The 26621-nt window shown below is 71.9% G+C and carries 25 protein-coding genes; 17 read left to right on the forward strand and 8 right to left on the reverse strand.

Annotated elements, in window-relative coordinates; translation table 11 throughout:
* Positions 1–6: 6 nt before the first annotated feature.
* Positions 7–2040, reverse strand: coding sequence for a hypothetical protein (locus tag ACX9TP_RS10095; protein ID WP_482979512.1), 2034 nt, complete (start codon positions 2038–2040; stop codon positions 7–9).
* A gap of 113 nt (positions 2041–2153) precedes the next feature.
* Between ACX9TP_RS10095 and ACX9TP_RS10100 the strand changes: the two genes are divergently transcribed.
* From ACX9TP_RS10100 to ACX9TP_RS10120, 5 genes are all read left to right on the forward strand, one after another.
* Positions 2154–2351: an ammosamide/lymphostin RiPP family protein gene (locus tag ACX9TP_RS10100; RefSeq protein ID WP_482979513.1), complete on the forward strand. Its 198-nt coding sequence runs from the start codon at positions 2154–2156 to the stop codon at positions 2349–2351.
* 2 nt (positions 2352–2353) lie between these two features.
* Positions 2354–3361, forward strand: a complete 1008-nt coding sequence (locus tag ACX9TP_RS10105; protein WP_482979514.1) for a Rieske 2Fe-2S domain-containing protein — start codon at positions 2354–2356, stop codon at positions 3359–3361.
* A 13-nt stretch (positions 3362–3374) separates the two neighbouring features.
* Positions 3375–4352 (forward strand): c-type cytochrome, encoded by a 978-nt coding sequence (locus ACX9TP_RS10110; protein ID WP_482979515.1) that lies wholly within the window; start codon positions 3375–3377, stop codon positions 4350–4352.
* Between the two features lie 68 nt (positions 4353–4420).
* Positions 4421–6322, forward strand: a complete 1902-nt coding sequence (locus ACX9TP_RS10115; RefSeq protein ID WP_482979516.1) for a hypothetical protein — start codon at positions 4421–4423, stop codon at positions 6320–6322.
* Positions 6323–6342: 20 nt separating this feature from the next.
* On the forward strand, positions 6343–7482 hold the full coding sequence (locus tag ACX9TP_RS10120) for a hypothetical protein (protein ID WP_482979517.1): 1140 nt from the start codon (positions 6343–6345) through the stop codon (positions 7480–7482).
* A gap of 12 nt (positions 7483–7494) precedes the next feature.
* On the opposite strand, the gene ACX9TP_RS10125 is transcribed toward ACX9TP_RS10120, so the two are convergent.
* Complete coding sequence (locus ACX9TP_RS10125; protein WP_482979518.1) at positions 7495–8760, reverse strand: TldD/PmbA family protein; 1266 nt, start codon at positions 8758–8760, stop codon at positions 7495–7497.
* Between the two features lie 279 nt (positions 8761–9039).
* On the opposite strand from ACX9TP_RS10125, the gene ACX9TP_RS10130 reads away from it, so the two are divergent.
* Positions 9040–10392, forward strand: a complete 1353-nt coding sequence (locus tag ACX9TP_RS10130; RefSeq protein WP_482979519.1) for a metallopeptidase TldD-related protein — start codon at positions 9040–9042, stop codon at positions 10390–10392.
* Between the two features lie 3 nt (positions 10393–10395).
* Here ACX9TP_RS10130 and ACX9TP_RS10135 read toward each other — a convergent pair whose 3' ends face one another.
* Positions 10396–11769, reverse strand: coding sequence for a hypothetical protein (locus tag ACX9TP_RS10135; RefSeq protein WP_482979520.1), 1374 nt, complete (start codon positions 11767–11769; stop codon positions 10396–10398).
* A 23-nt stretch (positions 11770–11792) separates the two neighbouring features.
* On the opposite strand from ACX9TP_RS10135, the gene ACX9TP_RS10140 reads away from it, so the two are divergent.
* Positions 11793–12677, forward strand: coding sequence for a pirin family protein (locus ACX9TP_RS10140; protein ID WP_482979521.1), 885 nt, complete (start codon positions 11793–11795; stop codon positions 12675–12677).
* Positions 12678–12851: 174 nt separating this feature from the next.
* The gene (locus ACX9TP_RS10145) at positions 12852–13496 is read left to right on the forward strand and encodes a hypothetical protein (RefSeq protein ID WP_482979522.1); all 645 of its coding nucleotides are present in this window, start codon (positions 12852–12854) and stop codon (positions 13494–13496) included.
* A gap of 3 nt (positions 13497–13499) precedes the next feature.
* Here ACX9TP_RS10145 and ACX9TP_RS10150 read toward each other — a convergent pair whose 3' ends face one another.
* Positions 13500–13976 carry a carboxymuconolactone decarboxylase family protein gene (locus ACX9TP_RS10150; RefSeq protein ID WP_482979523.1) on the reverse strand — a complete coding sequence of 159 codons (477 nt, stop codon included), beginning with the start codon at positions 13974–13976 and terminating at the stop codon, positions 13500–13502.
* 387 nt (positions 13977–14363) lie between these two features.
* On the opposite strand from ACX9TP_RS10150, the gene ACX9TP_RS10155 reads away from it, so the two are divergent.
* A complete protein-coding gene (locus ACX9TP_RS10155) occupies positions 14364–14675 on the forward strand; it encodes a TetR/AcrR family transcriptional regulator (protein ID WP_482979524.1) in 312 nt (103 codons plus the stop codon).
* Here ACX9TP_RS10155 and ACX9TP_RS10160 read toward each other — a convergent pair.
* Positions 14597–14986 (reverse strand): VOC family protein, encoded by a 390-nt coding sequence (locus tag ACX9TP_RS10160; RefSeq protein WP_482979525.1) that lies wholly within the window; start codon positions 14984–14986, stop codon positions 14597–14599. The genes ACX9TP_RS10155 and ACX9TP_RS10160 overlap by 79 nt on opposite strands.
* Positions 14987–15375: 389 nt before the next feature.
* Between ACX9TP_RS10160 and ACX9TP_RS10165 the strand changes: the two genes are divergently transcribed.
* Complete coding sequence (locus ACX9TP_RS10165) at positions 15376–15582, forward strand: cold-shock protein (protein ID WP_482979526.1); 207 nt, start codon at positions 15376–15378, stop codon at positions 15580–15582.
* A gap of 75 nt (positions 15583–15657) precedes the next feature.
* Positions 15658–15840, forward strand: a complete 183-nt coding sequence (locus ACX9TP_RS10170) for a hypothetical protein (RefSeq protein WP_482979527.1) — start codon at positions 15658–15660, stop codon at positions 15838–15840.
* A gap of 380 nt (positions 15841–16220) precedes the next feature.
* Here ACX9TP_RS10170 and ACX9TP_RS10175 read toward each other — a convergent pair whose 3' ends face one another.
* The gene (locus ACX9TP_RS10175) at positions 16221–16862 is read right to left on the reverse strand and encodes a helix-turn-helix transcriptional regulator (RefSeq protein WP_267863406.1); all 642 of its coding nucleotides are present in this window, start codon (positions 16860–16862) and stop codon (positions 16221–16223) included.
* A gap of 176 nt (positions 16863–17038) precedes the next feature.
* Between ACX9TP_RS10175 and ACX9TP_RS10180 the strand changes: the two genes are divergently transcribed.
* From ACX9TP_RS10180 to ACX9TP_RS10195, 4 genes are all read left to right on the forward strand, one after another.
* On the forward strand, positions 17039–19459 hold the full coding sequence (locus ACX9TP_RS10180; protein WP_482982143.1) for a DNA polymerase domain-containing protein: 2421 nt from the start codon (positions 17039–17041) through the stop codon (positions 19457–19459).
* An 89-nt stretch (positions 19460–19548) separates the two neighbouring features.
* The gene (locus ACX9TP_RS10185) at positions 19549–20382 is read left to right on the forward strand and encodes a vWA domain-containing protein (RefSeq protein ID WP_482979528.1); all 834 of its coding nucleotides are present in this window, start codon (positions 19549–19551) and stop codon (positions 20380–20382) included.
* Positions 20383–20391: 9 nt separating this feature from the next.
* Positions 20392–21174, forward strand: coding sequence for a protein phosphatase 2C domain-containing protein (locus ACX9TP_RS10190; RefSeq protein WP_482979529.1), 783 nt, complete (start codon positions 20392–20394; stop codon positions 21172–21174).
* Complete coding sequence (locus tag ACX9TP_RS10195; RefSeq protein WP_482979530.1) at positions 21175–23439, forward strand: protein kinase family protein; 2265 nt, start codon at positions 21175–21177, stop codon at positions 23437–23439. It begins immediately after the preceding gene.
* Positions 23440–23475: 36 nt separating this feature from the next.
* Here the strand turns inward: ACX9TP_RS10195 and ACX9TP_RS10200 are convergent, their stop codons facing one another.
* The gene (locus ACX9TP_RS10200) at positions 23476–24333 is read right to left on the reverse strand and encodes a DUF6597 domain-containing transcriptional factor (RefSeq protein ID WP_482979531.1); all 858 of its coding nucleotides are present in this window, start codon (positions 24331–24333) and stop codon (positions 23476–23478) included.
* A 90-nt stretch (positions 24334–24423) separates the two neighbouring features.
* Here ACX9TP_RS10200 and ACX9TP_RS10205 point away from each other — a divergent pair, with 90 nt between their 5' ends.
* Together ACX9TP_RS10205 and ACX9TP_RS10210 are read left to right on the forward strand one after the other, a co-directional pair.
* On the forward strand, positions 24424–24831 hold the full coding sequence (locus tag ACX9TP_RS10205; RefSeq protein WP_482979532.1) for a DUF3224 domain-containing protein: 408 nt from the start codon (positions 24424–24426) through the stop codon (positions 24829–24831).
* Positions 24832–24897: 66 nt separating this feature from the next.
* Positions 24898–25341: a GFA family protein gene (locus tag ACX9TP_RS10210; protein WP_482979533.1), complete on the forward strand. Its 444-nt coding sequence runs from the start codon at positions 24898–24900 to the stop codon at positions 25339–25341.
* Here the strand turns inward: ACX9TP_RS10210 and ACX9TP_RS10215 are convergent.
* Positions 25338–26618, reverse strand: coding sequence for an RNA polymerase sigma factor (locus ACX9TP_RS10215; RefSeq protein WP_482979534.1), 1281 nt, complete (start codon positions 26616–26618; stop codon positions 25338–25340). The two genes, ACX9TP_RS10210 and ACX9TP_RS10215, sit on opposite strands and share 4 nt — an antisense overlap.
* Positions 26619–26621: the final 3 nt, after the last annotated feature.

Consider the following 26621-nt stretch of genomic DNA (forward strand, 5'->3'; position numbering starts at 1 on the left):
GAAGATTCAGAGCCGGAGGCGGACGTTGATGCCGGCGCGGAAGAGACCCAGGTCGGTGGGGACGGCGTCGGCCACGGAGGCGTCCGGCTGGAAGCGGAACTCGCCTCCCTGCTCGCCGAACGGCGCTTCGACGAAGAAGGCCACCGTCACGTCGCGCAGCCGCGAGGCGTTCATGTCCAGCCGGGCGAGGAACGACGGGTCGCCCACGTTCCCCAGCAGCGTCACGATGAACGACGGCTCGTACACGTTGCGCAGGGTGACGGAGAGCTGGGCCATGCCGTAGAAGCGGCCGAAGTAGAGCGGCTGGAAGTCCCCGACGGACTGCACCCAGGTCATCAGGCGCCGGTCGTCGTCACCGGCCTGGTTGTAGAGGCCCTCGAGCCGGGTCACCGTCTTCACGGTGTCCAGGACGCGGAACTCGGCCTGCACGCCGCCGCTGGCCTGTATCTGCGTCTTGTCGAGCGTGCGCTCGGCGAAGCCGTCACCGTCCCGCCGCCACAGGCGCGAGTCCATGTCGCGCAGGAAGGCGACCTCCGCGTTGAAGTCGAAGGGGCCGAGCCCCAGCGAGTAGTCCAGGCCATAGCGGGGGCGGCGTCCCTGGAGGAAGGACGCGGAGGCGGCGAGCTCGCTGGTGCCGAGGGCAATCTCCGCGCGCGCGGCGCCGCCGTAGCGGATGCGCGAGGGGTCCGCCTCCGTGCCGTTCAGGTCCGCCGTGCCAATGAGCCACAGGTTCGCGGCCATGGACTCCCAGGGCACGTTGACCTTCACCATGTCCACGCCGGGGCGCAGGTCGTAGCCGAAGAGCGGGTCCGGGTTGCGCGCGCGCAGGAAGTCGGTGGGGTTCCATATCTTCGAGCTGCCCCAGCGGATGTGCTGGCGCCCGGCGGTGACGAACACGTGGTCGAAGAGGCCGAAGTAGATCCACAGCCGGTCCAGGCTCGTCTTCGGCGTGGAGAGCGCCGGGTCCAACGGGTCATACGCCATGCGCCCCACCGCGTAGCTGCGCAGGCCGTCGAAGGGCTTGAAGTCGAGGTAGACGTCCACCAGCGCGGTGAACAGCGGGTCCACGCCCGTCGTCGCGTCCGCCGCGCGGCGCGCTCCCGACACCTCCGCGCGCTGCAGGTAGAAGCCGCCCAGCGTGAGCAACTCCGGGGTGCGCCGCAGGGCCTCCTTGAAGCCTTCCGAGTCACCCGGCTCGGAGAGGGGCTGGGGACGCTCCGTGGCTCCGCCCGCCGAGGCGCCGCCCCCCTCCGTCATGCTGGGCGACTGCAGCGACGTGTCCGTTGAAGTCGAAGCTGGAGGTGCGCCCGCGACGGGCGCCGCATCCTCGCCCTCGATGGTGGGCACGGCGAGCGCCACCAGCGACGGCTCCACCGGCGAAGGGGGCGCCGCGGGGACAGCGACCGCGGGCTCCGTGACGCTCGCGGTGACGACCTCGCCCGGAGCGTCGCTCCCGCCCGCCGTCACCGTCCGTCCGGCGGTGTCCCCGCCCGCGACTTCGAAAGTCCCCGGTGCCTCGGCCGCGGGCATCTCCCTGGGGGGCGTTACCTCGGCGGCGAGCGCACGGCGTCCCCGCGCGGGGGGCAGATACGACAGGGCGCGCACCTCACCCTCGGAGAAGAACACCGCCACCCCGCGCGACGCGTAGTGGAGGTAGGTCTCGCTGTCGCTGTCCTTCTCCGTGTAGCAGGGCCGCTTCGCGCTGCCGGTGCGGGGACACGCCGGGCCCCATTCCTTCTCCAGCGCGGCGCGCGAGGGCGGCCGCGCGGGGAACACGTCGATGCGACGCAGCCGCCCCGTTCGCGCGTCCACCGTGAAGTCCACGTAGCGCGCGCCCGGTGGGGCCGCGTCGCCCGAGTACGAGAGCACCCGCTCCCGACCTGCCGGGGTGCGCGTGTCGGGCTCGCCGAAGCGCTTCACCAGCTGGCGCTCGGTGGAGGTGCCCGGCTTCGCGCCCTTCCACGCCTCCCCCAGGGCGTCGCCCGTGGCGAGCAGGCAGAGCACGGCGATGGCTCGGGCGAGGAGGGGGGGCACGTGCATGGGGGATGCGCAGTCTAGTAGCGCGTCGTGGAACCAGGGAAGACGGGGGGGAATTGACAGCTCCCCCGGCTTCCTCCGAGCATTCCGGTCCCCACACCCCCCGAGGAGGTCTCATGTCGTCGGAAGCGCTCCCTCAGTCCCCGGCCGAGCTGTCTGCTGCTTCCGCGACGTCGCCTGCTTCTCCCGCGGCGGAGTCCTCGCCGACTCCCGTCGCCGCCGCGGCGGCTCCGGAGAAGCTGGATGAAATCGAGGAGATCGACTTCCTCCTCGAGGAAATCGAGAGCAAGATCGCCCCGCTCGCCCTCGCGTGAGCATGGGCCCCGAGGTTCGTGCGTATTCGGAGGCCCTGGCGCCGTACTGGCACCCGGTGGCCTTCTCCCATGAATTGAAGGAGCGCCCGCTGCCGGCGCGGCTGCTGGACACGGACCTCGTCGTCTGGCGCTCGGGCACGGGCGTGGCCGCCACCCAGCGCTACTGCGCCCACCGGGGCGCGGACCTGTGCGGAGGCGAGCCCGGCGCGCAGGGGCTTCGCTGCGGCTTCCACGGCTGGACGTACGCCACGGACGGGCGGTGCGTGCACGTCCCGTCGCAGCCCGGCGCGCCCATTCCCGCGCGGGCCCGGCTCGCCGCGTACCGCGCCACGGAGCGCTACGGCCTCGTCTGGGTCTGCCTCGCGCCCGAGCCCGCCGCCCCGCTGCCGGAGTGGCCGGAGCTGGAGGACGGCAGCCTGGCCACGGTGCCGCTGCCGCGCCTGGACTGGGACGTGTCCGCCGGGAGGATGGTGGAAATCGTCCTCGACGTGGCGCACCTGTCCTTCGTGCACCGCGGCACCTTCGGCAACCCGGAGCAGCAGGAGGTGCCCGCGTACGACGTGGAGAAGCGGCCCGGCGGGCTGCGCACGCAGATTGTCTACCCGGCGCTCTCGCCCAGCATCGGCGGCGCTCCGCCGCGCGTGGACAAGACGACGCTGACATACGACGTGACGCTGCCGTTCGCCGCGCGCCTGGCCTTCAAGCCGACCCTCTTCTACACGCACACCGTGTACGCGGTGGCCTCGCCGGCCTCCGAAGAGAAGATGCAGTGCTTCTACTTCGCGTCCTACCACCCGAGGATTCGCAACTTCGGGGACATGTTCCTCAAGTCGGAAATGGCCATCCTCGAGCAGGACCGGCAGGTGGCCGAGGGGCAGCGTCCCAGGGCCCATCCCCTGGACTTCAGCGGCGAGGTCCCCGTGAAGGCGGACCGGCTGCCCGTCGAATATCGCCGCAGCATGTCGGCCCTCCGGCTGGGCCACCCCGTGGACCCGCCCGTCCTGGACTGAGGAAATCCCCCCCGTGCATCCTTATATGAAGGTGTTCTCCGCGGCCGTCGGGCTGCTGCTCGCCGCCCCTGCGTGCCGGAAGGAGGAGGCCGCGCCGCCCCCGGCTCCGCCCTCGCCGCCCGCCGTGGTGGAGAAGGCCGCCCCGCCCGCCGCACCCGCGGTGGACCCGGCGGTGGTGGCGCGGGGGCGCTACCTCTCGGAGGCCGTGCTCGGCTGCGGCGTCTGCCACACGGCACGGGACCTCACCCGCTTCGGCGGGCCTCCCAGTGGCCCCCAATTGGCGGGCGCCTGCTTCGGCGAGGAGTGGGGCGTGCCCGGCCGCCTCTGCGCGCCCAACATCACCTCGGACTCCGAGCACGGCATCGGCCGCTGGACGGACGCGGAGTTGCTGGCCTCCCTGCGCGAGGGCCGCGGCCGCGATGGCCGGACGCTGTTTCCGATGATGCCGTACATGGAGTGGAGGAGCCTGTCCGACGACGACGCCCGCGCGGTGGTGGCGTACCTGCGCCAGGTACCTGCCGTGAAGTCCTCCGTGGCGCGCTCGGAAATCCCCGCCGAGGTGTACGCGGACATCCAGGACCTGGCCTCGCCGCTCCCCGGCCCCGTGCCCGGCCCGGGCGAGGACGCGGTGGAGCGCGGCCGCTATCTGGCCACCATCGCCCAGTGCTTCTTCTGTCACGCGGGAGCCGGGGACCCGCCCGCCCCCTTCGCCGGAGGCCGCCCGGCGCCCACGCCCCTCGGGGACGAGCTCGTGCCCTCCCTGCTCCCCAAGAGCCGGGTGATGCGCGGGCTGAGCGAGGACGCCTTCGTCGCCCGCTTCGCCGCCTTCCGGGAGATGGCCCCCGCTCCCAGCCGCAAGGGCCAGGTCAACAAGCTCGCCATGCCCTGGCTCGCCTTCTCGCAGATGCACGAGGACGACCTGCGCGCCGTGTATCGCTACCTCCAGACGCTGGGCGCTCCAGCCCCGAAGCCGACCAAACGCGGTGGGTGACCCTGGATTGGCGCAGTTTCTCAGAGACCGCTAGGATGGCCGCCCCGTCCGGTGTCTGCCGAGTCCCCATGAAAACGCATTTCCAGAGACTGCTCCTCTCGCTTCCGGTGCTGGCGCTCGCCGCGGGCTGCAACCTGCTCGACACGTCGGACGCGGAGGGCACGCGTGGCCGCGGTGCCAGGGCCTTCGACCCGTATTCGAGCTCCGCGTCCGGGGCCATCTCCCTGTCGCTGCTGTCCTTCAAGGGCTGCGCCATCCTCCCCACGGGCGACGCGGTGACGAAGGGGGACCTCGAGCTGCCGGGCTACCCGGACAACTGCTACGAGCTCAACTCCGGCTACCCGCTGGGGGCCCCCACGCCGCCCGTGGCGCGGATGAACGTCACCCCGGGCGCGCTCTACTTCCTGCGCGAGTTCAGCGCCATGGACGTGGAGCTCGCCACCCACACGGACTTCGCTGATCGCCGCACCGCCGCCGCCTGGGCGCGCAAGGTGTCCCTCTTCAAGAACCTCAACTGGGAAGGGCTGGCGGTGGGCCGCGAGTCGTGGGAGCGCACGAACGTGGGCACCTACCAGCGCGAGACGTTCTACGAGAACGCGGCGTGGATGCTCTCCAACGACGACACCCTCCTGGTGGAGGTGCTCGACGCGGACGGCAACCCCCGCGCCACCCAGACGTACCTGCGCACCGACTTCCTCGCGGAGAACGCGATGAGCGGCCACACGCGCGTGAGCTACACCGTCTCCGGCCTGGCGCCCCCGAAGTACCCCGGCGAGGCGGAGGCCCACCCCGCGGAGGGCTACGACGAGCCCGAGTACGCCAGCGCGGTGAAGGTCTCCTTCGCCAACTCCACCAACCCCTTCAAGTCCTTCACCATGCCGCAGCTCACCGGTGAGGGCACCATCCGCGTCACCTGGAGCCTGCTGCCCGATGAGCCCTTCCTCTTCCCGGTGACGTTCGTCCCCGAGGCGGAGCGTCCGGCCACCTGCTTCAAGCTGGGCCCGGACGGCCTGGCCACGGACGAGCCGGTGGCCTGCGGCTTCGGCCTGACGCAGAAGGTGCAGGTCGCCCGGCCGCCGAACGGCCGCTTCTACATGCCGGGCGAGACGCTGGACTTCATGCTGTCGCTGCAGGACGGCGACGGCCACGCGCTGCACCCGCGCGACACGATGCCTTCCTTCCTGGACTACATGACGGACGGGTCCAACGGGCTCGCCTACTTCAACGAGTTCATGCTGCTGACGTGGCGCGACGGCAGCGCCTCCGAGTCCGGCTACAAGGTGGTGGGCCCGCTGCAGGACCTGAAGGTGGTCAACGGCAGCTACGTGCCGACCTCGTACTTCGCCTTCCCGCTGACGAGCGAGCCGCAGTTCTACGTGCCGCCCGGCGTGGGCATGTTCCCCGGCGGCCTGGAGACGCGCCCGGCCACGCGCTACACGGTGCCGCTGCCGCCGGACGCGAAGCCGGGCACCTACGCCATCCTCCTCAAGGGCCACCGCAACTTCATGGGCGAGCGGCTCAACCGGCTGGACCCGTTCTTCTTCCAGGTGGGCCAGGACACGCCCACCAAGTACCCGGGCCGCATCGGCAACTGCCAGGTGTGCCACAACGGGGTGAACTCGCTGAGCAACGTGCACCACGGCGTCTCGGTGGACCACGTGGAGACGTGCAAGGTGTGCCACTACGACGAGGGCGTGGGGCACGTGTCGGACTTCGTGCACCGCATCCACATCACCTCGCGCAAGTACGCGCAGAACAAGGGTGACTGCACCCTGTGCCACCTGACGCGCGAGAGCACCCTGCGGCCCAGCCTCATCGCCTGCGAGGGCTGCCACCCCGGCACGCACGGCAACGAGTACTTCGACCTGAAGTTCCAGGAGCTGGACTCCGCTCCCAACGCCTACGGCAACTGCGCCAACGCCTGCCACGTGACGACGCCTCCGGCCGAGCACGTTCTGCCGGACCGATGAGGACCGCGATGAGGATTGCGATGAAAGCCAGACCCTTCGCCACCACCCTCCTGCTGGCCGCCGCCGTCGGCGGCTGCTCCGGCACGGACCCGGACACCGGCACCAGCCTGGACGCCGACGCGCCCGTCGTCGAGCTGCCGTCGACGAAGGCCACCGTCTCCGGCGTGCTCTTCGACCCGGAGGCGTTCTTCATCACGCTGTTCAACTTCCCGGTGGAGCCCGGCCAGGAGGACGACCTGCCTCCGCCCGCCATCCTCGGCGGCTCGCCGTACCTCGCCAACGCGCTCATCACCGGCGGCGAGGTGCGCGTGTCCAGCCCGGAGGGCCTCGGGGACTACGCGGCGCCGCTCACCTCGGAGAGCGGCCACTGGCAGGTGGACGGCGTCCCGCTGAATGAAGTGACGCCCTACGTGGTGGTGGCCAGGCCGTCGGCGGAGGGCGTGTCCCTGCCGCTGGAGCAGTCGGTGCCGCTGCCGCCCGCCACGTACTACCCGACGACGTCCATGCGGCCCATCCTGGCCAACGTCACCCAGTGCTACGCGCAGACGGCGCTGATGGTGGGCAGCGCGGGCGCGCTGGACGCGGTGGCGCAGGCGATGACGGAGCAGGGCACGCCGACGACGGTGGCGGACCTGGTGGACCCGGCGAAGACGGGCGGCGTGGCGCTGGTGTGGGTGCACACGCCCAGCGACGCCTTCGACTTCTTCCTGACGCCCATGGACAGCGTGGCGGGCGAGGCGACCGCGGGCCAGCTGGTGGCCCTGGACTGGTTCCCGGTGGACCCGGAGCTGGGCGCGGCGCCGGGCCAGTCGCCCATGGGCTTCGCGGTGCTGCCGGACCCGGTGAGCTTCATCGGCTACTTCGCGCTGGTGCTGCCGCCGGGCGTGACGGAGCCGGTGCAGGTGCGCTTCACGGACACGTACACCTCGCTGCCGGAGGAGGACACGGAGCGCTTCGGTCCGCGCCCCTGGCCCATTCCGTCCGTCACCGTTGCTCCTGATTCGGGCCTCACGGTGCACCGCACCTTCGCGGCCCCCGAGCCGCCTCCCTTCCCGGAGGACCCGCTGGCCGACCCGGGGCAGCCGCCGCCGGACTTCAGCTGGAGCTGTGTGCCGTTCCCCCCTGAAGAGGGTGAGGGCGAGCCGCCTCCGGAGGGGTAGTCGCTCCGGCGCTCAGCGCCAGGGCCGGACGTGCAGCCCGCGGAAGCGCACCGCGGGCTGTCCGAAGGACACGGGCAGCGGCCCGTGGTCGAGCTTGCGGCAGCCGCGCGTGGCGAAGAGGTTGCGCGCGTCGGCGCCCACCGCGTCGATGGAGGCCAGCGCCTCCAGGCCGTTTCCGCCGAGGATGCCCGGTGACACGCGGCGCCCCGGTCGGCCGTCGCGCACCTCGCGCGCCTCGACGATGTAGAAGCTGAAGTCTCCCGACATCAGGTTCATGTGCCGGGGCGTGAGGTGCTGGACGAGCAACCCGTCCGCCATGCCCGCGAGCAGGGACTCGAGGTTTCCTTCGTGGGGCTCCACGCGGGTGTGCGCCATGCGGGGCAGGGGCGGGTGCCGGAAGTCCACGCGCCGGCCGTGGCCGTTGGGCGCGTGGCCCAGGGCGTGGGCACTGCGCGCATCCAGCAGGGGAGAGGCGACGACACCTTCGCGCAGCAGCGGCACGGCCTGGGCGCGGTGACCCTCGTCGTCCCAGGCGAAGGCGAGCGCGGAGTGGCCGTCGGTGGGGTCATCCGACAGCGAGAGCCAGGGCCCGGCCACGCGCTGTCCCAGCCTGCGCGCGAGGTATGAGCCGCCTCGGGCGACGACGTCACCCTCCAGCGGATGGCCGCACACCTCGTGGAAGAAGCAGCCGGATGCGGCGCCGGGGGGGAAGACGATGGGGAGCGTGCCGGTGGGGCAGGGCACGGCGGGGGTGGTGTCCCGCAGCTCCCGCACCAGGCCATCCACGAGGGTCTCCAGGGAGGGCAGGGCGGTGCGCAGGTGCGCCAGGTCCGGGAAGGCCAACGCGCGCCACACGTCGGCGGGGGCGGTGCCCGTGGAGTGGAAGGCCTTCACCTCCAGGAGGGCGTAGCGCGCGCGGTCCTCCACCTGGCGCCCGGTGCTGGCGAAGAAGGTGCGCCGGTCCACCTCGCGCAGCAGCACGTCCAGGTGTGAAGCACCGGCGTTGCGCGCCACGTCCACGAGTCGGCGGACGGCCTCGGTGGCATGCTCGTGCGTCTCAGCGAGCACGGATGCGGGCGCGAGCACCTCACGGGCCCGCGGGGCGACTTCCGCGGGCAGGGCACCGGGAGGGAGTGCGTCGCTCGTGAGCTCGGTCCAGGCGTGCTCGGTGCCGCCGTCCACGGGGCGGCACTCGGAGAGGCCGCGCTCGCAGGTGGGGGGCTGGAGGCGGAGCCCGGAGCGGGTGTGAGCGACTTCCGCCACCTCGCGACGTTCCACGAACCAGTCCAAGGTGTTGGGCTCCTCCGGCGGGGGCGGGCGCGCGGGCGCGGGTCCGGAAGAGTGCTTCTTAGCACTGGTTGCGTGACTCGGGCTGTGTCTGCCTGGGCGCCCCGTTCGGGGGGATGCCTCGCGGAATGACGCTTCCTTCCGCCGCTGGCGGTGGCCGGGTGGGTCGATTTCGTGCAGGCCCCCGCGTCTTGAATGCGTCAGGCCGTGGCGCCGGGCAGGAGACAAGACCCGTCGGGGCCACGCGGGGATGGGGCATGATGCGGACACGTGGCTGAGAGGTCAGACATCGGGCCCGCTGAGGGGCACGGAGCACGCACCACCTCGCTGGGCCCGCATGAGCTGGCCACCGGGGCGCGGGCCGTGCTGGAGGACTTCAGGGCCGCGAATGCCACCGTCACCCCGGAGCTCTTCCTCTCCGAGAGCCGCCGGCTGACGTTGGAGTACGAGGTCCACGCGGGCACCTTTGCCGCAAGCCATGGCGTGGCACGCTCCGCGGCGGCGCGCGTTTGGGACGCAGAGCGCCAGGGCTTCGCGGCCTCGCCCGTGGGTTCGGAGGAGGAGCTCCGCTCGCTGTTGGATTCCGCGATGCACAGGGCCAGCACCGGCTCGCGAATTCTCATTCCGCCCACGCCCGTGCTCGCAGGCCCGTTGCCACCCTGGCAACCCGACCTCTCCGTGCAGCGCCTGCGGCAACTGGCCGAGCGCATCGTCCGCGAGGTGGTGCCAGCCGGTGTCATCGTCCAGGCCCTGGTCATCACGCGGCGCACCACCGGCGCCGTGTTGCTGCGAGGCGGTGGTGGCGGAAGCGCGCAGTCGGATGAAAGCGAGGAGGTCTTCCTTCGCTGTGAGACCTCACGCGGCGCCGTGGTGGATGCCGTGGCGCTGCCGCCAGGAGGTGACGACTCGGTCCTCACTCCCCTGCGAGAGCGCTTCGCCGAAGCCATTGCCGCGCTGGAGGGGCCGGTCGAGGCGGCGGACCCGACCCTGCCGCTCGTGCTCCGTCCTCCGGTCGCGGCTCCGCTCGTGGCCGGACTCGCCTGGCTGCTGCGGGGCGACGTGGCCTCCTCGACTCCCGCGCTCGCGCGAGCAGTCGGGAAGAAGCCCTTCCCCTCCGTGCTCTCCGTGGAGGACGACCCGCTGCACCCACGAGGACGCTGGCGCCGGACGCTGGACGACGAGGGCCGGCTCGCGAGCAGGGTGAAGCTCATCGACGAGGGCCGGCTGATGGGCTTCCTGCACTCGGGAGAAACGGCGGTCCGGCTCGGAGCGGAGCCCAACGGACGGGGCCTGCGCGAGGGCCTGTCTCCACCGGCTCCCTCGCCCCTCAACTTCTTCATCGTCCCGCGCACCGACGCGCTGCCCGCGCACTACACGGAGCTGGTGGCGCGGGTGGAGACCTTCACGACGATGCCTCGTCCCGGCACGGTGTCCGTCATCGCAGCGGGCTGGGAAGTGCGGGACGGGCAGCGGATGCGCCGCGTGGCACCGATGGAGCTGGACCTGCCATTGCTGGAGACGTTCCGCGCACTTCAAGGCGTGGGGCCGGACCTCACGTTCTTCCCCACCGCGGACGGCTGCGGCACCCCCACGCTCGTCCTGCCACCACCGCGGGCGGGTTGACGCTCAGCGCCCCTTCGCCGGCTCGCAGCGCCGTACCGCGCGCCACCGCGCCAGGTCGTCCATCAGCGACTGGAACGCACTGCGTTTGAACGCACGCGGTGCCAGCCGATGGAAGAACCGCTCCTCCAGCGCCCCCACCTGCTGCGGATTGCCGGAGTTCAGCTCCTCCACGAGCCGCTCGATGCGCCCACGCACCCCGGTGGGAACCCGCAGCGACGACGAGCGCCCATTGGCCGCCACCACCACGTGCCCCTCCGTCAGCGGCAAGGTGATGATGGGGCGCTCGGGACTGGCCCGCACCCACTCCTGCTCGGTGAGCGGCGGCAGCTCCCGCGCCTCCGGCGGAGGACCATCCAGCGCGCCATTGCTGAGGAAGCGCACCCAGCCCTCGGTCAGCTCGCGCTCCGCCGCGCGCAGGCTGTTGCGCTGTCCCCGCCGTCCGAGCGCCGTGCGCACCGCGGCGGGCACCTTCCAGCCTCCTCCGCGAGGCAGCTCCGTGTGCCGCAAGCGTCCCGGCCACTCGTGCGGGGGCGCCATGTCCAGGAACATGGGCGCGCGGAAGTTGACGCCCAGCGACGCGGCGATGGTGAGTCCCGGGGTCGGCTCGGAGCGGTGCCAGTACGACGACGGCCAGTACAGGAAGTCACCCGCGCCGGCCTCCAGGAACGACGCCTGCGCCATCACCCGCCGCGTGTCGTCCGCGTCGCGCAGCAGCACACCGCAGGGCCGGTCCTTCAGGTCGGGGCCGGCGTTCTTCGCCACCTCGGGCCGTGACGCGAGCATCTCCAGCGGCCAGTAGGCCATGCGCCGCCGGCCCTGGATGACGAAGTAGAAGACGTGCAGGTCGTCCTTGTGCACGCCAAACGGCGTGTGCTGGTAGTTGCCCAGGAAGAGCGCCGAGTCCGCGCCGCCCAGCGGCACGCCGAGCGCCTCGTGGAAGCCGGACAGGAAGCTGCGCATCTGCAGCCAGTGGTTCCAGTGGTGGCTCTGCGTGTTGCTCAGGACGATGCCGAAGCGCCGGCCCTGGAGCTGCTGCGTCACGCGCTCCACGTACGCGTCGAGCGTTCCGTCCTGCGCGGTGGGCAGGTAGCGCGCCACCGAGAAGAGGTTGAACACCTCGGGCGCCTCGCCATCCCGGGCCGTGCCCTCCACGTAGAAGCGCAGGGGCAGCATGACGTCGCCCTGGCGGTAGCGGTCTCCCACGTCCACCAGCGCCTCGAAGATTTCGTGCGGTGACGGGAAGTGCGCGGGGAACAGGCCCGGGAAGTGCACGGGCTGCTTGTCCCAGTGCTCGCGGGCGAAGCTCTTCCAGAAGGAGCGGGGCAGGGCGAGAGAAGGCTCGTCCGGGACGGTGGAGGCGGCGGGGGCGCGGGCCATGGGATGGCGATACTATCACCCGCATGCGAATCCATTCTCCGGCCGGTGGCACCCAGGCGCCGCCGCGCGAGCGCGGAGTCGGGGCCCTCTGGCCCGCGAAGTCCACCGAGCTGGTGGGCGAGGCCCGCGTGCTGCGCGCCCTGCCACGGGTGGAGTTGCGCCGCGTGGGCCCCTTCGTCTTCTGCGACCACTTCGGCCCGTCGCCGGCCACGCGCGAGGTGATGGACGTGCCTCCGCACCCGCACCTGGGCCTGCAGACGGTGACGTACCTCTTCTCCGGGGCGATACAGCACCGCGACTCGCTGGGCTCGGTGCAGGACATCCACCCCGGGGACGTGAACTGGATGACCGCCGGACGCGGCATCGTCCACGCGGAGGAGGTCCACGCCGGCCCGGGCGCCGAGCCGCTGCACGGCGTGCAGACCTGGGTGGCCCTGCCGCGCGAGCACCGGGAGACGGAGCCGGCCTTCGTGCACGTCCCCGCCGCGCGGCTGCCCCTGCTGGAGCGGGACGGCGCGCGGGTGCGAGTCATCGCCGGCTGCCTGGAGGACGCGGTGTCGCCCGTGGCCACCTTCCAGTCGCTCACGTACCTGGACGTGGTGCTGTCCGCGGGGGCCGCCGTGTCGCTGCCCGTGGACCCGGCGCATGCGCTCGCGCTCTACGTCGCCGAGGGCGAGGTGTCGGTCGGCGGGAAGGCCGTGGGCCGGGGTGTGCTCGCGCATCTGGAGGACGGGGCCCCGCTGCTGTCCCTGCGCTCGGAAGCGGGTGCGAGGCTGCTGGTCCTCGGCGGCACGCCCCTGCCGGAGCCGCTGGTCATCTGGTGGAACTTCGTCGTGGAGAGCGTGGCCGAGGGCCGGGCGCGCTACGCGGACTGGGAGGCGGGGCGCTTCCCCTCCCTCTCGCCCTGAGGGCGCCCGCGCCCGAGGGCAGGGGCGGGGGCGGGGGCTCCGTCCGCCCCCTGCCACCCGGGCGGGCAGGGCAGCGCGCGCGCCGGGAATCCGGTGCATGCTGCGCCTCGCGCGTCGCGCGAGGTCCGCTCCATTCGGGGCACACGACTCGGGACGCCACCACGGAGGACGCGGATGTCGGGTCAATCACTGGCGGCGAAGCTGATGGAGGGCGCGCGCGAGTGGGCGAAGCGGCTGCCGGGCGCGCTCGGTGAGGACGTGGCGGTGGACATGGGGCGCAAGCGGCTGCGCCTGTCCCACCCCCGCGTGGAGATGGTGGTCCGCCAGCTGCTGCGCAAGGTGAAGCACCTGGAGCTGCGCGAGTGGACCGCGAAGCCGGACGTCTACGACGTGCGCCTGTCGGTGCAGGGCTGGAAGCTGCGCGTGCAGACGTCGCTGGAGCGCGTGGAGCTGTCCAACGGCCGCTACCGGCTGTGGCTGCTCACGCCGGGCGTGGTGGAGCTGGAGGAGTCGCGCACGGCCTCGTCCCTGATGATGGGCGTGCTGCGCGCGGGCGCCGGACAGGCGGCGCTGCGCGCGCTGGCGGAGCGGCTGCTGCCGCCGGGCATCCGCTGGGACGGCAAGGTGCTCCAGATTGAGGGCAAGCTGCCCTCGGAGGGGCCGCTGCCAGCGAAGCTCTTCGACACCACCTCGCTGGCCGTGTCGGCCGAGCACTGCGCGGAAGGGCTGTGGCTCGGCGCCGAGGCGTGGCCGGGACTGATGGACCTGCTCCAGGTCCTCGTCGGCACCGAGCTGCCGCGCACGCCTCCGGGGACCTGAGGCTCAGCCGCCCTTCTGCTGAGACGCCGGGGCCTTGTAGGTGCCCGGCGTCGTCCGCGCGGCGATGGCCAGGCGGTTCCACGCGTTGATGGTCGCCACGGCGAAGGTGAGGTCCGCCAGCTCCTTCTCGGAGAAGTGCGGCTTCACCGCCTGATACACACGCTCCGGCACGTGCCCCTCCGACACGAGGGTGACGGCCTCCGTCCACGCCAGCGCGGCGCGCTCGCGCTCCGAGTAGTACGGGCTCTCCTCCCACGCATCCAGCCCGTAGAGCCGCTGCTCCGACTCGCCGGCGGCGCGCAGGTCCTTCCAGTGCATGTCGATGCAGTACGCGCAGCCATTGACCTGCGACGCGCGCAGCTTGATGAGGTGCAGGAGGTTCGCGTCCAGCCCGCAGTCGTGCAGGTAGCGCTCCAGTCCCAGCATCGCCTGGTACACGCCCGGGGCAACCTTCGCGGGGTTCAGTCGCTGTGCTTCCATGGCCCATCCCTCCGTATGGCCGGGCGGCTTGCTGTCCCGGCGCTCGTGGGCCTGATGTAACGGGAGGCCCCGCGCCACACGAGAGCCACTTTCGAGCCGGCCCATGGGACCGCTTCCCGCCCCGTCAGCGCGGGGCCCGCGCGAGCCGGGACAACCCCCTCCACTGCCTCTGCCTGGACGCCACTCCTGATTCACCCCGGTGATGTCCTACATCACCAACCATCACTGGGATTGAAGGCAGAAAGCGCGCAGCGTCTCCGTCGTAGGGCTGAGTCCAGGAACACCCGCCCACATCGGGTGTCCAGGGACCTGGCGGGACGGGCCCGCCGGGAAGCCCGCGCCGGAGCTCCTCTTGGGGGCCCGGCTCGAGCGCAGTGGGAGGAACGCATGTTCGGGCTGCCGTGGTTCGACCTCATCGTCGCGCCGGTGCACATCAAGAACGAGGAGGGCGCGCGCGACAGGCTGCTGCGGGCCGCGTCGGGGCTCGTGCGGGAGCAGGGCCCCGAGGCACTGACGCTCGAGGCCGTCGCGCGGCGCGCCTTCGTGGGCCCGGGCGCGCTGCGCTACCACTTCGGGGGCAAGCGGGGACTGCTGGAGGCGCTGGAGGCCCGGCGGGCGCTTCAGGCGCCCTCGTCGCCCCACACATTCGCGCGCCCCGCGAGCGGCCCCCGCTGGGGCCGTACGACGCAGAATCGCTGACCGGAGGGCGCTTCCATCACCCACCAGCGGTTGATGAACTCCACCCGCTTCGCGCCCAGCGCCTCCAGCCGCTTCACCTCGGCCTCGATGTCATCCGTCTCGATGTCCAGGTGGACGCGGCTGGGGTGCCCCACCTTCTGCACCAGCAGCATCATCTCCCCGTCCCCCGTCTTCAGCTCCCGGTAGTTGGGGCTGTCGCCCTCGGGCGGGTTGACGGGCCGGCCGAAGGCGCGGCTCCAGAACTCCGTGGCGGCGTCCAGGTCGTCCACCTTGCAATCAATCACCAATGCGCAGAGCCGGCTGTGGTGCATGTGTCCTCCAGGAGGGACGGAGGCCATGCGGCCCTCCGTGCGGGGGTCCGGATACACGGAAGACCGCAGGCAGGTGAATGCCTTGTGCACCGCCTCGCACTCCGCCGGAGCCTCCGTGTCGGCTCGCGGATAATCCGCGACTCCCGCGTGCTGGAAACAGGCGAAACGCGTCCCGGGGCATTAGTTTGAGACTGCCGCGGGGCGCTTCCCTGAGGGGCAAGGGGCCGGAATTCTTCGGTTCTTCCGCCCGTTTCACTCCACGGCTGACAACCTGTGGATATTCGGGACCTTCCACAATCGACTTTGGTCCCCTGACAGGCTAGAGGCTGGCCCACCCCACGTCGGGACCTGGGGCGGTCTTCGGCCCGCATGCAGAAAGAAGAAGCAACATGGCGACTGGTACCGTGAAGTGGTTCAACGACTCGAAGGGCTTTGGTTTCATCGCCCAGGACAACGGCGGCCCTGACGTGTTCTGCCACCACACCGCGATCCAATCGGATGGGTTCCGGACCCTGGCCGAGGGCCAGAAGGTGGAGTTCGAGGCGAAGAAGGGCCCCAAGGGCCTTCAGGCCGAGAACGTCCGCATCGTTGGCTGAGAGCTCGGCTCCAGCACCCGTTGGCCCGGCTTCTCGCGTTGAGGCCGGGCTTTTGTTTTCAGTGAAGGAGGCTCAATGCAAGGAAGATCCACGAAGCGCCAGAAGGAGCAGGCGCGCAAGCAGCACCAGCAGGAGAAGGACGTCAAGCGCTCCGAGCGGAAGAAGGAGAAGTCCGAGCGCCCCACCCGTCAGCCCGGCGATGTCGACCCCGACATCGCGGACATCGTCCCCGGCCCGCAGCCGCCGCTGGAGTACTGAGACACCGTCTCGGTCGAGGCTTCCAGCGGGTCGCTCGGACCGCGCTCCTCCCGGTGCTGCTCCCCACGCTCTTGCTGGGGACGGCGGGTGGTGACGCGGAGCCGGGGGACACGCTGGAAGCGCCGCTGGCCACGGGAGTGCGGGCCGCTTCCGATGCCAATCTGTAGGACTTCTTCACCCGGGCCCACAGCACCACCAGCCTGGGCGGCCTGGAGCAGGGGGGCTCGTCGTAGGGCCTCACCCCGGCCGGCACTTCATGGGGCGTCACCTCGGGCCGCGCGTACCTCGCCACCGACGACGCCACCTGGAACGACCACTCCGACCCTCGTTACTGCATCGCCCGCGAGACCCTGGTCAGCGGGGACGCGGTAGCGCTCCCGTCACGGCGTGGTGCGCAGCACCTCGGCGTGGGTGATGCGGTCCAGCCGGAAGGGGCGGCGCTCGTCCTTGTCCAGCTCGACGGCGTCGATGCGTGTCTCGTGCCGGTCCATGATGACGGACATGATGCGCACGTCGCGCTTCGTCTCCAGGTAGTTGCCGTCCACGTAGGTGATGCGGATGGGCTGCTGCTCGAACCACGCGCGTTCTATCGCCTCGCGCACGGCCTTCTTCGCGGGGAGCGACGGCACGCCGAGGAACGACAGCTCCTTCAGCCGCGTGAGCAGCTCGCGCTGCGCGGACGTGGACAGCGCGGAGCGCACCTTGTCGAGCGCGGACTCCAGCGTGTCGGTGAAGGGCATCAGGCGCATGTCGATGGCGAAGCGCCCCAGCGCGACGATGAGGGCCGCCTCGCGCGCGGTGAAGTTCACCGGCGGCAGGCTGTAGCTCCGGTCCAGCGCGTAGCCACCTCCGCGCCCGCGCTCGGCGGCGAGCGGCATCGCCGCGGCGCGCAGGGCATCCAGGTCCCGATAAATCGTCCGGATGGTGACGCCGAAGCGCTCGGCGAGGGTCTCCGCGGTGACTCCCGTGCGGCGACCCCGGAGGTATTCGGCGAGGGCGAAGAGACGCTCGGTGCGCTGCATGGCGAGGAAACCTGACATACCACTGTCACACCGGTGCCTCAAGATGACGCTCAGCCACCACGGCGGGGGGCCTTCCCACCTTGCATCGCGAGCACGGAGCGGGTTGCATCATGAGCGTTCTCGACGGTCACCCGCGACTGGGCGTTGCCCCTGCACCCACCCTCATGGCCAACCTGATGGAGGATGAGTGGCTCTGGGGATGGGACCCGACGCCGGGCATCGTCTCGGTGTGGGCGGAGCCCGACGGTCGCGCCTTCGTGTGGCGGCGGCAACCCGGTGACGGCACGCTGGTGCGCGAGGACGTGCGCTTCCGCCCCTGGCTCCTGCTGGCCTCGCTGGAGGACCTGGCGCACCTGGGGCCCCGGCTCCGTCCGGAGAAGGAGGGCCCCGGTCCGAACATCGTGACGTGGGAGGAGCTGGAAGGGCCTGGAGCGCTGCGCTACCTCGTCCGCGCGAATGACGGGCGCGCGCTGGCGGCGGCGGTGCTGCACGGGGCGTCGCGGCGCCTGGGGCGTCCCTTTGGGCACCTGCGCGATTTGGACGCGAACACGGCGCTGTCACTGCCGCCCGAAGAGCAGTACCTCACCGCCTCCGGGCGCACGTACTTCCGCGACCTCGCCTTCGATGACCTGCGCCGCCTGCAGTTCGACCTGGAGACGACGGGCCTGGACGCGGACAGGGACCGCATCTTCCTCGTGGCCCTGCGAGACCCGGCGGGCGGGACGGAGGTGCTCGACGCGCGGGGCGACGACGATGCCGCCGAGGCGGACCTCATCCAGCGGTTGATGGAGCGCATCCGCGTCCACGACCCGGACGTCATCGAGAACCACAACCTGCACGGCTTCGACCTGCCCTTCCTCGCGCGCCGCGCGCGGGTGCTGGACGTGCCGCTCTCGATGGGACGCGCGGGCTCACCGGGGCTGCGGCAGCGCCCGGCCTCACGCGGGGCCGCCGTGGGGCGCGGGACGGCGGGGCGCTCGGACGCCATGCGCCGCAGCCGGTACACCGTGCCGGGCCGCGAGCTCATCGACACGCTGGACGCCGTGCTGCGGCACGACTTCTCCGCGAGGGACCTCCCCGGCCACGGGCTCAAGGTGGTGGCGAAGCACCTGGGCCTCGCCGGGCCCGAGCGCGAGCTCATCCCCGGGGCGAAGGTCCACGAGGTCTTCCTGAAGGACCCGGAGCGGGTGAAGCGCTACGCCCGCGACGACGTGCACGAGGCCGCGGGCCTCGCGCGCCTGCTGGGAGGCGCGGCCTTCGCGCTGGCCCGCATGGCGCCGCGCCGCTACGAGCGCCTCGCGGACGCGGGGCCCGCCACCGGCGTGCTGGACCCGCTGCTGGTGCGCGCCTACCTGCGCGCGGGGGCGGCGCTGCCCGCGCACGAGGAGGGAGACGGCACGTCGCACAGCGGCGCGGCGCTGCACCTGTTCGCCACCGGCGTCGCGCGGCACATCGTGAAGGCGGATGTCGCCAGCCTGTATCCGTCCCTGATGCGCCAGTACCGCATCGGCCCGAAGCGGGACAGGCTCGGTGCGCTGCTCGCGCTGGTGGACCGGCTCGTGGACCAGCGGCTGTCGGCGAAGGCGAAGGCGAAGGCCGCGCCCCCCGGCTCGGCGGAGCGCTACACCCACGAGGCGCTCTCCGCGGCGATGAAGATTGTCGTCAACTCGGCCTACGGCTACCTGGGCGCGGTGGGGCTCACGCGCTTCTCGGACGTGCACGCCGCCAACGAGGTGACGCGGCACGGGCGCGAGGTGCTGGCGCTCCTGTGCCGGGAATTGGCGCGGCGGGGCGTCACGCTGCTGGAGGCCGACACGGACGGCGTGTACTTCGCGGTGCCGGAGGACTGGCGCGAGCTGGACGAGCGGCGCGTGGTCTCCGAGGTCGCCGCGCTGCTGCCGCCCCGCGTGAAGCTGGAGTTCGACGGGCGCTACGCGGCGATGCTGTCCCACGAGCCGAAGAACTACGCGCTGCAGCCGTATGACGGGCCGCTCGTCCTGCGGGGCGTGGCGTTCCGCTCCAGCCGGGCGGAGCCCTTCGGCGAGGACTTCCTGCGCCGCGCGCTGCGCTGCCTGCTGGCAGGTGACATCCCCGGCGTGCGCGAGGCCTATGTCTCCACGGTGATGGCGCTGCGCAGGCGGCAGGTCCCCACCTTCGACGTGTCGTCACGCGTGCGGTTGACGAAGAGCCCGTCGCAGTACCTGGCCCTCCGCGAGCGCCGCCGCGAGCTGCCCTACGAGGCCATGCTCTCGGGGGGGCGGAAGGACTGGGCCGTGGGTGAGCGCGTGCGCGTCTACCGCGCGATTGGAAGCCGCGCGGGCCTGCTCCCGGACCCCGAGGACGACAGCAGCGCGAGCAGCGCGGCGGACCCGCGCGACTACGACGTCGAGTACTACGTGCGGCTGCTGAAGGAAACGTTCGCCGCCCGGCTGGTGCGCGCGCTGACACCCGAGGACTTCGCGACGGTGTTCGACGACCCCGGCCAGCCGTCCCTCTTCGCGCCGCTGCTCACGAATTCACGGCCGGTGCTCACCGTGGTGCTCGACCCGCGGAGCGTGGAGCCGGCCGAGGGTGGTGAGGCTCCTCCCGCGAGCTAGCCGTCCCATGGACGCGTTGGCTGTTCCGCCCCCGCGCCTGCTGCACTACGCTTTCGGGCGTCGTCACCACGGCTTACTCGAAGGGGACCATGGCGTACTCGGCGGAGATCAGCCGGACCAACCCGGCGTGCATCCTCATCCTCATCGACCAGTCCGGTTCCATGGAGGAGCCGTTCAGCGGCTCCCAGCGGCGCAAGGCGGATGGGGTGGCGGACGTCACCAACCGGCTCCTGCAGAACCTGGTCGTCCGGTGTGCTCGCGAGGAGGGCATCCGCGACTACTTCCACCTGGGCGTGCTGGGCTACGGCGGTGAGGTGGGGCCCGCCTTCCGGGGGCCGCTCGCGGGGCGGAGCCTGGTGCCCATCAGCGAGATTGGCCACGCCCCGGCGCGGCTGGAGGAGCGCACGCGCGAGCGTGAGGACGGCATGGGCGGGCTGGTGCGCGAGAAGGTCCGCTTCCCCATCTGGTTCGAGTCGGTGGCCAACGGCGCCACGCCCATGTGCCAGGCGCTCGGCCGCGCGACGAGCCTCGTGGGGGACTGGGTGCGCCGGTATCCCGAGGGCTTCCCCCCCATCGTCGTGAACATCTCCGACGGGCAGCCCACCGACGGAGACCCCACGGCGGTTGCGTCCGAGCTGCGCGGCCTGCGCACCACGGACGGAGAGGTGCTGCTGCTCAACGTGCACCTGTCCGCGCACCCGTCCACGCCCATCCAGTTTCCCAGCTCGGACGCGGGGCTGCCGGACGCGCACGCCCGGCTCCTCTTCGGGCTCTCCAGCCGGCTGACGCCGGGCATGCTGTCAGCCGCGCGCGAGGAGGGGCTCCAGGTGGGCGAAGGCGCACGGGGCTTCGTCTTCAACGCGGACATCATTTCGCTCATCAAGTTCCTGAACATCGGAACGCGCCCGAGCAACCTGCGTTAGGGGACGTTCGTGCGCATCCGTCTCGAAGCCGTTTCGCTGCAGAAGGCGGGCAACCAGCCCTCCGAGAACGAGGATGCGTTCGCTCCCGAAGGCCTGGGCGCCTCCGAAGCCGCGGGCGCCTCTGAAGCCGCGCTGCTCCTCGCGGTCGTGGCGGATGGCGCGACGGAGAGCCTCTTCTCCGGCTTCTGGGCCCGGCTGCTGGCGGGAGCCTTCGCGCGCGGCGAAATCTCCGACGCGGCGGGGCTCCTCGCCGTCCTCCCCGAGCTCCAGCGTCAGTGGCACGCGCACGTCGGCGGAAAGTCGCTCCCCTGGTACGCGGAGGAGAAGCTCCGCGAGGGCGCCTTCGCCACGCTCCTGGGCGTGCGGCTCCTGGCGCGGCCCACGGCGGACGGCCCCGGCGCGTGGGAGGCGCTCGCGGTGGGGGACTCGTGTCTCTTCCAGCTCCGGCGGGGCGGGCTCCTGCGCAGCTTCCCCCTGGAGCAGTCCGCCGCGTTCGGCTCCACCCCGTTCCTCCTCTCCACGCATGCCCACCAGAACGGGCGCGTGGGCGCGCAGGTGAAGGTGGCCTCGGGAGACCTGCGGGACGGCGACACGCTCTTCCTGATGACGGACGCGCTGGCGTGCTGGTTCCTCGCGGAGCACGAGCGCGGACAGGCCCCCTGGACGGAGCTTCCCGGCTCGCTGTCGGGAGAGGGCAGGGTCGCGTTCGAGGCCCTCATCGACGGACTGCGCGCTCGCAAGGCCATCCGCAACGATGACGTGACGCTCCTCCAGCTCTCCGTGGAGCCGTGAGTGAAGCTCCCTTCCGACAGCGACTACCAGGCGGCCATCCAGAACCCGCGTCAGGCCTTCTCTGACCCGGAGCTCCAGGCCGCCGTGCCGGAGACGGTGGAGGCCGGGGCCCTGGCGGGACTGCCCCGGCCTCGCGCGGGGAACTTCGCCACCGTCTACAGGCTGAACCAGGGCGAGCGGTCCTTCGCGGTGCGCTGCTTCACCCGCCCCATCCAGCCCGACCAGCCGGCGCGCTACGCGGAAATCATCCAGCACCTGGCAACGAATCGGATGCCGTGTGCCGTGGACGTCGCCTTCATCGACCGGGGCATCCAGGTGCACGGGGACTGGTTCCCCGTCGTGAAGATGGAGTGGGTCCAGGGCGATTCCCTGGCCCGCCACGTCGACAAGCACCACGCGTCGCCCAGGGCGCTGTTCAACCTGGCCACCGCCTGGGTGGAGCTGCAAGGGGAGCTGCGGCGCACGCGGGTGGCCCACGGGGACCTCCAGCACGGCAACGTCGTCATCGCTCCCGAAGGGCTCCGGCTGGTGGACTACGACGGCATGTTCGTCCCCGCCCTCGCCGGGCGCCGGAGCCACGAGCGCGGGCACGCCAACTACCAGCACCCGGACCGCGCCCCGGACTTCTTCGACGAGCGGCTGGACCACTTCTCCGCCTGGGTGGTGTGGACCTCCCTCGTCGCCCTGGCCCACGAGCCCGCGCTCTGGGCGCGGTTCCAGGGCGGTGATGACTGCCTGCTGTTCCGCAAGAAGGACTTCGTCGAGCGCCAGCGCTCCCCGCTGTTCCAGGCCCTGCTGTCCTCCCCCCACGAGCGCGTGAGGGCGGTGGCGTCCTTCCTGCTGGACTCGCTTCTGACGCGCCCTCCACATGAAGTGCCTCCCCTGGACGTGCCGGCCCTCGCCGGCCTCCAGGTGCCTGCTGCCACGGTGGGCCCGCGAAGCGCGGCGAAGGCGGCGCTGCCCTCGGGGAGGGCGGTCCCCGCGCTGCCGGTGCCCATCGCCGCGCACGAGGTGTCGCGCTTCATGGTCCCCGCACCCGCGGCCCCGCCGCAGGTGCTCGGCCCGGTGCCGCTGGAGGACCGCCAGGTGGCCAACGGCATCCTGCTCGCGGGCGGTCTGTCCGCCGTCCTCGCAGTGGCACTGTCTCCGGCGTGGTGGGTGGGGCTGGGCCTCACGGGAGGCCTGGGGTGGGTGTGGGCGCGCTCCGCGTTCCTGCGGCAGGGCGCCCTGAAGCGGCGCGGGGAGCTCCAGGCGTCGCTGGCCACGACGCAGGGGGAGCTGGCGGAAACCGAGGCCCGGGTCCATCAGTTGCTGGAGAGGCGCGCCCATCGCGAGCAGGAGGTGCGCACCCGGAGCGAGCGGCTCCTGGCCGGCCTGGAGGCGCTGCGGCGTCGGCGCGACACGTCCCTTCATCAGGTCCGTGCCACGCATGCGTCCGCGCTCACCCGGTTCGTCGAGAAGCAGCGCGAACTGGATGCCCTGGAAGACGAGGCCCGGCAGGCGCTGGAGTCGGAGCTGCGTCCCCGGGTGGCGGAGCTCGAGGCGCAGCTGCTCAGCTTCTCCACCGCCGCGCACGCTCAGGAGGTGGCGCTCCAGGGGCTCCAGACGCGGCACCTGACCGAGGTGCTTCAGGGCGTGAAGCTCGAGGCGGCGAGCCGTCACGGCTTCAACGCGACTCCGAAGCTGCTTAGCCGGTTGCGCAGCCGAGGCCTGCGGTCGGCGGCGGATATCACTGCCCGTCGCCTGGCGGGCATCTCGAAGCTCAGCTCCGCGCAGAAGGCCATGTTGCTCGAGTGGCGCGCGGGCCTGGAAGCGGAGGCGCGCAAGACGATGCCGCGGGAGCTGCCCGAAGCGCGGAAGATGCACCTCGAGACGAACTGGGCCACGCGGCGCCTCCAACTGGAGCAGGAGCTGAGGCAGCTCCGGGAGGAGCACGGCAAGCGGACGGAGGCGCTGGCGGCCCGCTTCGCCGAGCAGCGTGCGGCCGTGCGCCGCGAGGAGAGCGCGGCGGTCGAGGGGCTCTGGCGCTCGGCGCCCGAGGTCTCCGGTGGATTCGAACAGGAGCGCGAGCAGCTCGCCCTGGAGCTGAAGTCCCGGAGTGTGAGCCTGGACGTGCTGGACCTGGAGCTCGTCGCGACCCGGCGCCAGTGTGCCAACCTCCACTGGCGTCGCGAGGAGCTGGAGCGCGAGCTGGCCGCGCTCGGCACCCTCCGCTTCAGCCGCTACCTGGCGCTGCTCGTCAAGGACAGCCAGGAGGCGGCCTGAGCACGACGCCAGGGGGTGGCTCAGCGCCCCGCGCCGTCAGCGTCGTGTCACGGCTCGCCGCGTCTGGCGCCTCGGGTTCGGCCTGCTCGCCCGCGCTTCCGCGACGTACCGGGCCGGCGAGCGGCCCACCACGGCCTTGAAGTCGCGGATGAAGTGCGACTGGTCGAAGTACCCCAGCTCCAGCGCGAGGCCCGCCATGTCCGGCGCGTCTTCCCGGGCGAGCCGCTCCGCGGCCTCGTGCAGCCGGTAGCGCTGGATGACCCACTTGGGGCTCACGCCCACGGCCGCGTCGAAGCGGCGCTGCAGCTTGCGCGGCTCCATCCCCGCGAGCGCGGCGACGTGCTCCATGCGCAGGATGCTCGGGTCCGCGGCGAGCCGCTCCACCAGGTCCCTCAGCCGGGCCGTCTCCTCGGGCAGCGGTGGCAGCCGCTTGCAGAGGAAGTCCTCCGCGAGCGCCGCGCACCTGCGCGGGTCCGGCTCCCCGAGGATGGCGTCCCGCAGCGCATGGGCCTCCGGGCCGAACACCGTGCGCAGGCTCAGCCCCCGGTCGGTGATGCGCGAGAGGGGCGCGCCGAGGAAGGGCTGGAAGGCCGCCGGGCGGAACTTGATGCCGAAGACGCGGTCCTGGCCGCGCAGGTACCGCCGGAACCTGCGCGCCGTCTGCACGCCCAGCACCCGAGCGCGTCCCCGCTCGAACACCAGGTGCACGCACGGGTGCGGCAGCGTCTCCGCCAGGACGGGGGGTTCGCCGCGCAAGTCCCACCGCACCGTCCAGAAGTGCTGGACGAAGGGCTCCAGGGCAGGGGAGGGCGCGAAGCGCTCATGGGCAATCCGGCCCTCGGGGGCGCGGCGCTGGAGGACGCCACGAGGGGCGTCGAGGCGGGGGCGGCTCACCGTCCGGCATTCTGGGCACGTGTCGCGTTTTTGCAATCGCAGCCCGGCGCGGAGGCGTATCTCACGGGCCATTCAAGGAGCGAAGACCTCATGACGAAGCATGCGAGCGGCCCCTTCGACGTCAAGCTGACCCCCATGACCCCGGACGAGGGGCTCGGGGAGGCGGGCATCCACCGCCTGACGCTCGACAAGCGGTTCCACGGCGACCTGCAGGCCACCAGCAAGGGCCAGATGATGTCCGCGGATACCTCCGTCGAGAACTCGGGCGGGTACGTGGCGATGGAGCGCGTCACGGGCACCCTGCACGGGCGGACCGGCACCTTCGCCCTCCAGCATTCGGGGACGATGACGCGGGGCGCGACGCAGCTCACCCTCACCGTGGTGCCGGACTCCGGCACGGGGCAGCTGGTGGGGCTGTCCGGCGCCATGAAAATCGTCATCACCGAGGGGAAGCACTTCTACGAATTCGACTACGCGCTCCCCTCCGGTGAAACCTGACATAAGGCTGTCACTGCCGAGGCCTAGAACTCTTCCTGTCCTTCACGCCGCACAGGAGAAACCGCCATGAGCGAGACCCAGACCCAGAAGACCTCCAGCAACCTGAAGACCCACGCGGGCGGCTGCCGGTGCGGCGCCGTGCGCTTCGAGGCCGAGCTGGACCTCACCGCGCCCGTCAGCCGCTGCAACTGCACCATCTGCACCAAGGTGGGGGCCACGAGCGCCGTGGTGAAGCCGAGCGCCTTCCGCCTGCTGTCCAGCGAGGAGAGCGTGGGCCGGTACAGCGAGGGGAACAGCCCCAACTACCGCGCCTTCTGCAAGAAGTGCGGCGTCCAGGTCTTCGGCGGCGGCCACGTGGCGGAAATCGGCGGCGACTTCCGCTCCGTCTACGTCAACTGCCTGGATGACGTGGACCTGAGCGAGCTGACCGTCCGTTACTGGGACGGCCGCAACGACAACTGGGCCGCGGGCATGCGCGCCCAGCCGTGGCCCGCCCGCGCGCGCGCCTAGTGCCGCGCCCGGGAGGACTCGGCGCAGGCCTTGGCGCGCTCCAGCAGCAGCTTGCGCTCGCGCGCGTTGCGCGTGAGCGAGGCGGCGCGCTCGAACTCCTTCCGGGCCTCGTCGAAGCGGGCGAGCTTCGAGAGCAGGTCTCCGCGCACGCTCGGCAGCAGGTGGTAGCTCCTGAGCGAGGGCTCCGACAGCAGCGCATCGACGAGCTTCAGCCCCTCCGCCGGACCGAAGGCCATGGAGATGGCGACGGCGCGGTTCAGCTCGACGACGGGGGAGGGCATGAGCTGGACCAGCTCGCCGTAGAGCCCGGCGATGCGCGCCCAGTCCGTCGCCTCCGGCGTGCGCGCCCGCGCGTGGCACGCGGCGATGGCGGCCTGCAGCATGTACGGGCCCCGGGAGCCGCCGGTCTGCTCCGCGCGGTCCAGCGCCGCCAGCCCGCGGCGGATGAGCAGCTGGTCCCAGAGGGCGCGGTTCTGGTCCAGGAGGAGGATGGGCTCCCCTGTCGGGCCGGTGCGAGCCCGCATCCGCGACGCCTGGATTTCCATCATCGCGACGAGGCCGTGGACCTCCGGCTCGTTGGGGGCGAGCCCCGCGAGGATGCGGCCCAGGCGGAGCGCGTCCTGGCACAGCTCCGGCCGCATCCAGTCATCCCCGGCGGTGGCGGAGTAGCCCTCGTTGAAGATGAGGTAGATGACGCCCAGCACCGACGACAGCCGCTCGGCCAGCTCCGGCCCGCGCGGCACCTCGAAGGGCACCTTCGCCTCGGCGAGCGTGCGCTTGGCCCGGACGATGCGCTGGGCGACGGTGGGCTCCGGGACGAGGAAGGCCCGGGCGATTTCGTCCGTCGTGAGGCCCCCGAGCAGCCGCAGCGTGAGGGCGACGCGCGCCTCGGACGAGAGCACCGGGTGGCACGCGGTGAAGACGAGGCGCAAGAGGTCGTCGCCCACGTCGTCGTCGAGCGCCGCGTCCAGGTCCGGCGTGGACTGCTCCTGCTGAGCCTGCAGCTCGTGGCCCAGCTCCTCGTGCTTGCGCTCCAGCCGCTGGTTGCGGCGGATTTCGTCGATGGCGCGGTGCTTCGCGGTGGCCATGAGCCAGGCGCCCGGGTTCGTCGGGACGCCGGACTTCGGCCATTGCTCCAGCGCGGAGACGAGCGCGTCCTGCGCCAGCTCCTCCGCCCGGCCGACGTCGCGCACGAAGCGCGTGAGGCCGGCGATGAGCCGGGCCGATTCGATTCTCCAGACCGCGTGAATCGCGCGCTGCGTCTCGGTGGCCGTCACGGC

Source organism: Pyxidicoccus sp. M15, assembly GCF_056858435.1.

Bases quoted from the DNA above. Each gene is read 5' to 3' on its own strand.
- ACX9TP_RS10095 (WP_482979512.1), bottom strand. From the start codon at position 2,040: ATGCACGTGCCCCCCCTCCTCGCCCGAGCCATCGCCGTGCTCTGCCTG.
- ACX9TP_RS10100 (WP_482979513.1), top strand. From the start codon at position 2,154: ATGTCGTCGGAAGCGCTCCCTCAGTCCCCGGCCGAGCTGTCTGCTGCT.
- ACX9TP_RS10105 (WP_482979514.1), top strand. From the start codon at position 2,354: ATGGGCCCCGAGGTTCGTGCGTATTCGGAGGCCCTGGCGCCGTACTGG.
- ACX9TP_RS10115 (WP_482979516.1), top strand. From the start codon at position 4,421: ATGAAAACGCATTTCCAGAGACTGCTCCTCTCGCTTCCGGTGCTGGCG.
- ACX9TP_RS10120 (WP_482979517.1), top strand. From the start codon at position 6,343: ATGAAAGCCAGACCCTTCGCCACCACCCTCCTGCTGGCCGCCGCCGTC.
- ACX9TP_RS10135 (WP_482979520.1), bottom strand. From the start codon at position 11,769: ATGGCCCGCGCCCCCGCCGCCTCCACCGTCCCGGACGAGCCTTCTCTC.
- ACX9TP_RS10140 (WP_482979521.1), top strand. From the start codon at position 11,793: ATGCGAATCCATTCTCCGGCCGGTGGCACCCAGGCGCCGCCGCGCGAG.
- ACX9TP_RS10145 (WP_482979522.1), top strand. From the start codon at position 12,852: ATGTCGGGTCAATCACTGGCGGCGAAGCTGATGGAGGGCGCGCGCGAG.
- ACX9TP_RS10150 (WP_482979523.1), bottom strand. From the start codon at position 13,976: ATGGAAGCACAGCGACTGAACCCCGCGAAGGTTGCCCCGGGCGTGTAC.
- ACX9TP_RS10155 (WP_482979524.1), top strand. From the start codon at position 14,364: ATGTTCGGGCTGCCGTGGTTCGACCTCATCGTCGCGCCGGTGCACATC.
- ACX9TP_RS10160 (WP_482979525.1), bottom strand. From the start codon at position 14,986: ATGCACCACAGCCGGCTCTGCGCATTGGTGATTGATTGCAAGGTGGAC.
- ACX9TP_RS10165 (WP_482979526.1), top strand. From the start codon at position 15,376: ATGGCGACTGGTACCGTGAAGTGGTTCAACGACTCGAAGGGCTTTGGT.
- ACX9TP_RS10170 (WP_482979527.1), top strand. From the start codon at position 15,658: ATGCAAGGAAGATCCACGAAGCGCCAGAAGGAGCAGGCGCGCAAGCAG.
- ACX9TP_RS10175 (WP_267863406.1), bottom strand. From the start codon at position 16,862: ATGCAGCGCACCGAGCGTCTCTTCGCCCTCGCCGAATACCTCCGGGGT.
- ACX9TP_RS10180 (WP_482982143.1), top strand. From the start codon at position 17,039: ATGGAGGATGAGTGGCTCTGGGGATGGGACCCGACGCCGGGCATCGTC.
- ACX9TP_RS10185 (WP_482979528.1), top strand. From the start codon at position 19,549: ATGGCGTACTCGGCGGAGATCAGCCGGACCAACCCGGCGTGCATCCTC.
- ACX9TP_RS10205 (WP_482979532.1), top strand. From the start codon at position 24,424: ATGACGAAGCATGCGAGCGGCCCCTTCGACGTCAAGCTGACCCCCATG.
- ACX9TP_RS10210 (WP_482979533.1), top strand. From the start codon at position 24,898: ATGAGCGAGACCCAGACCCAGAAGACCTCCAGCAACCTGAAGACCCAC.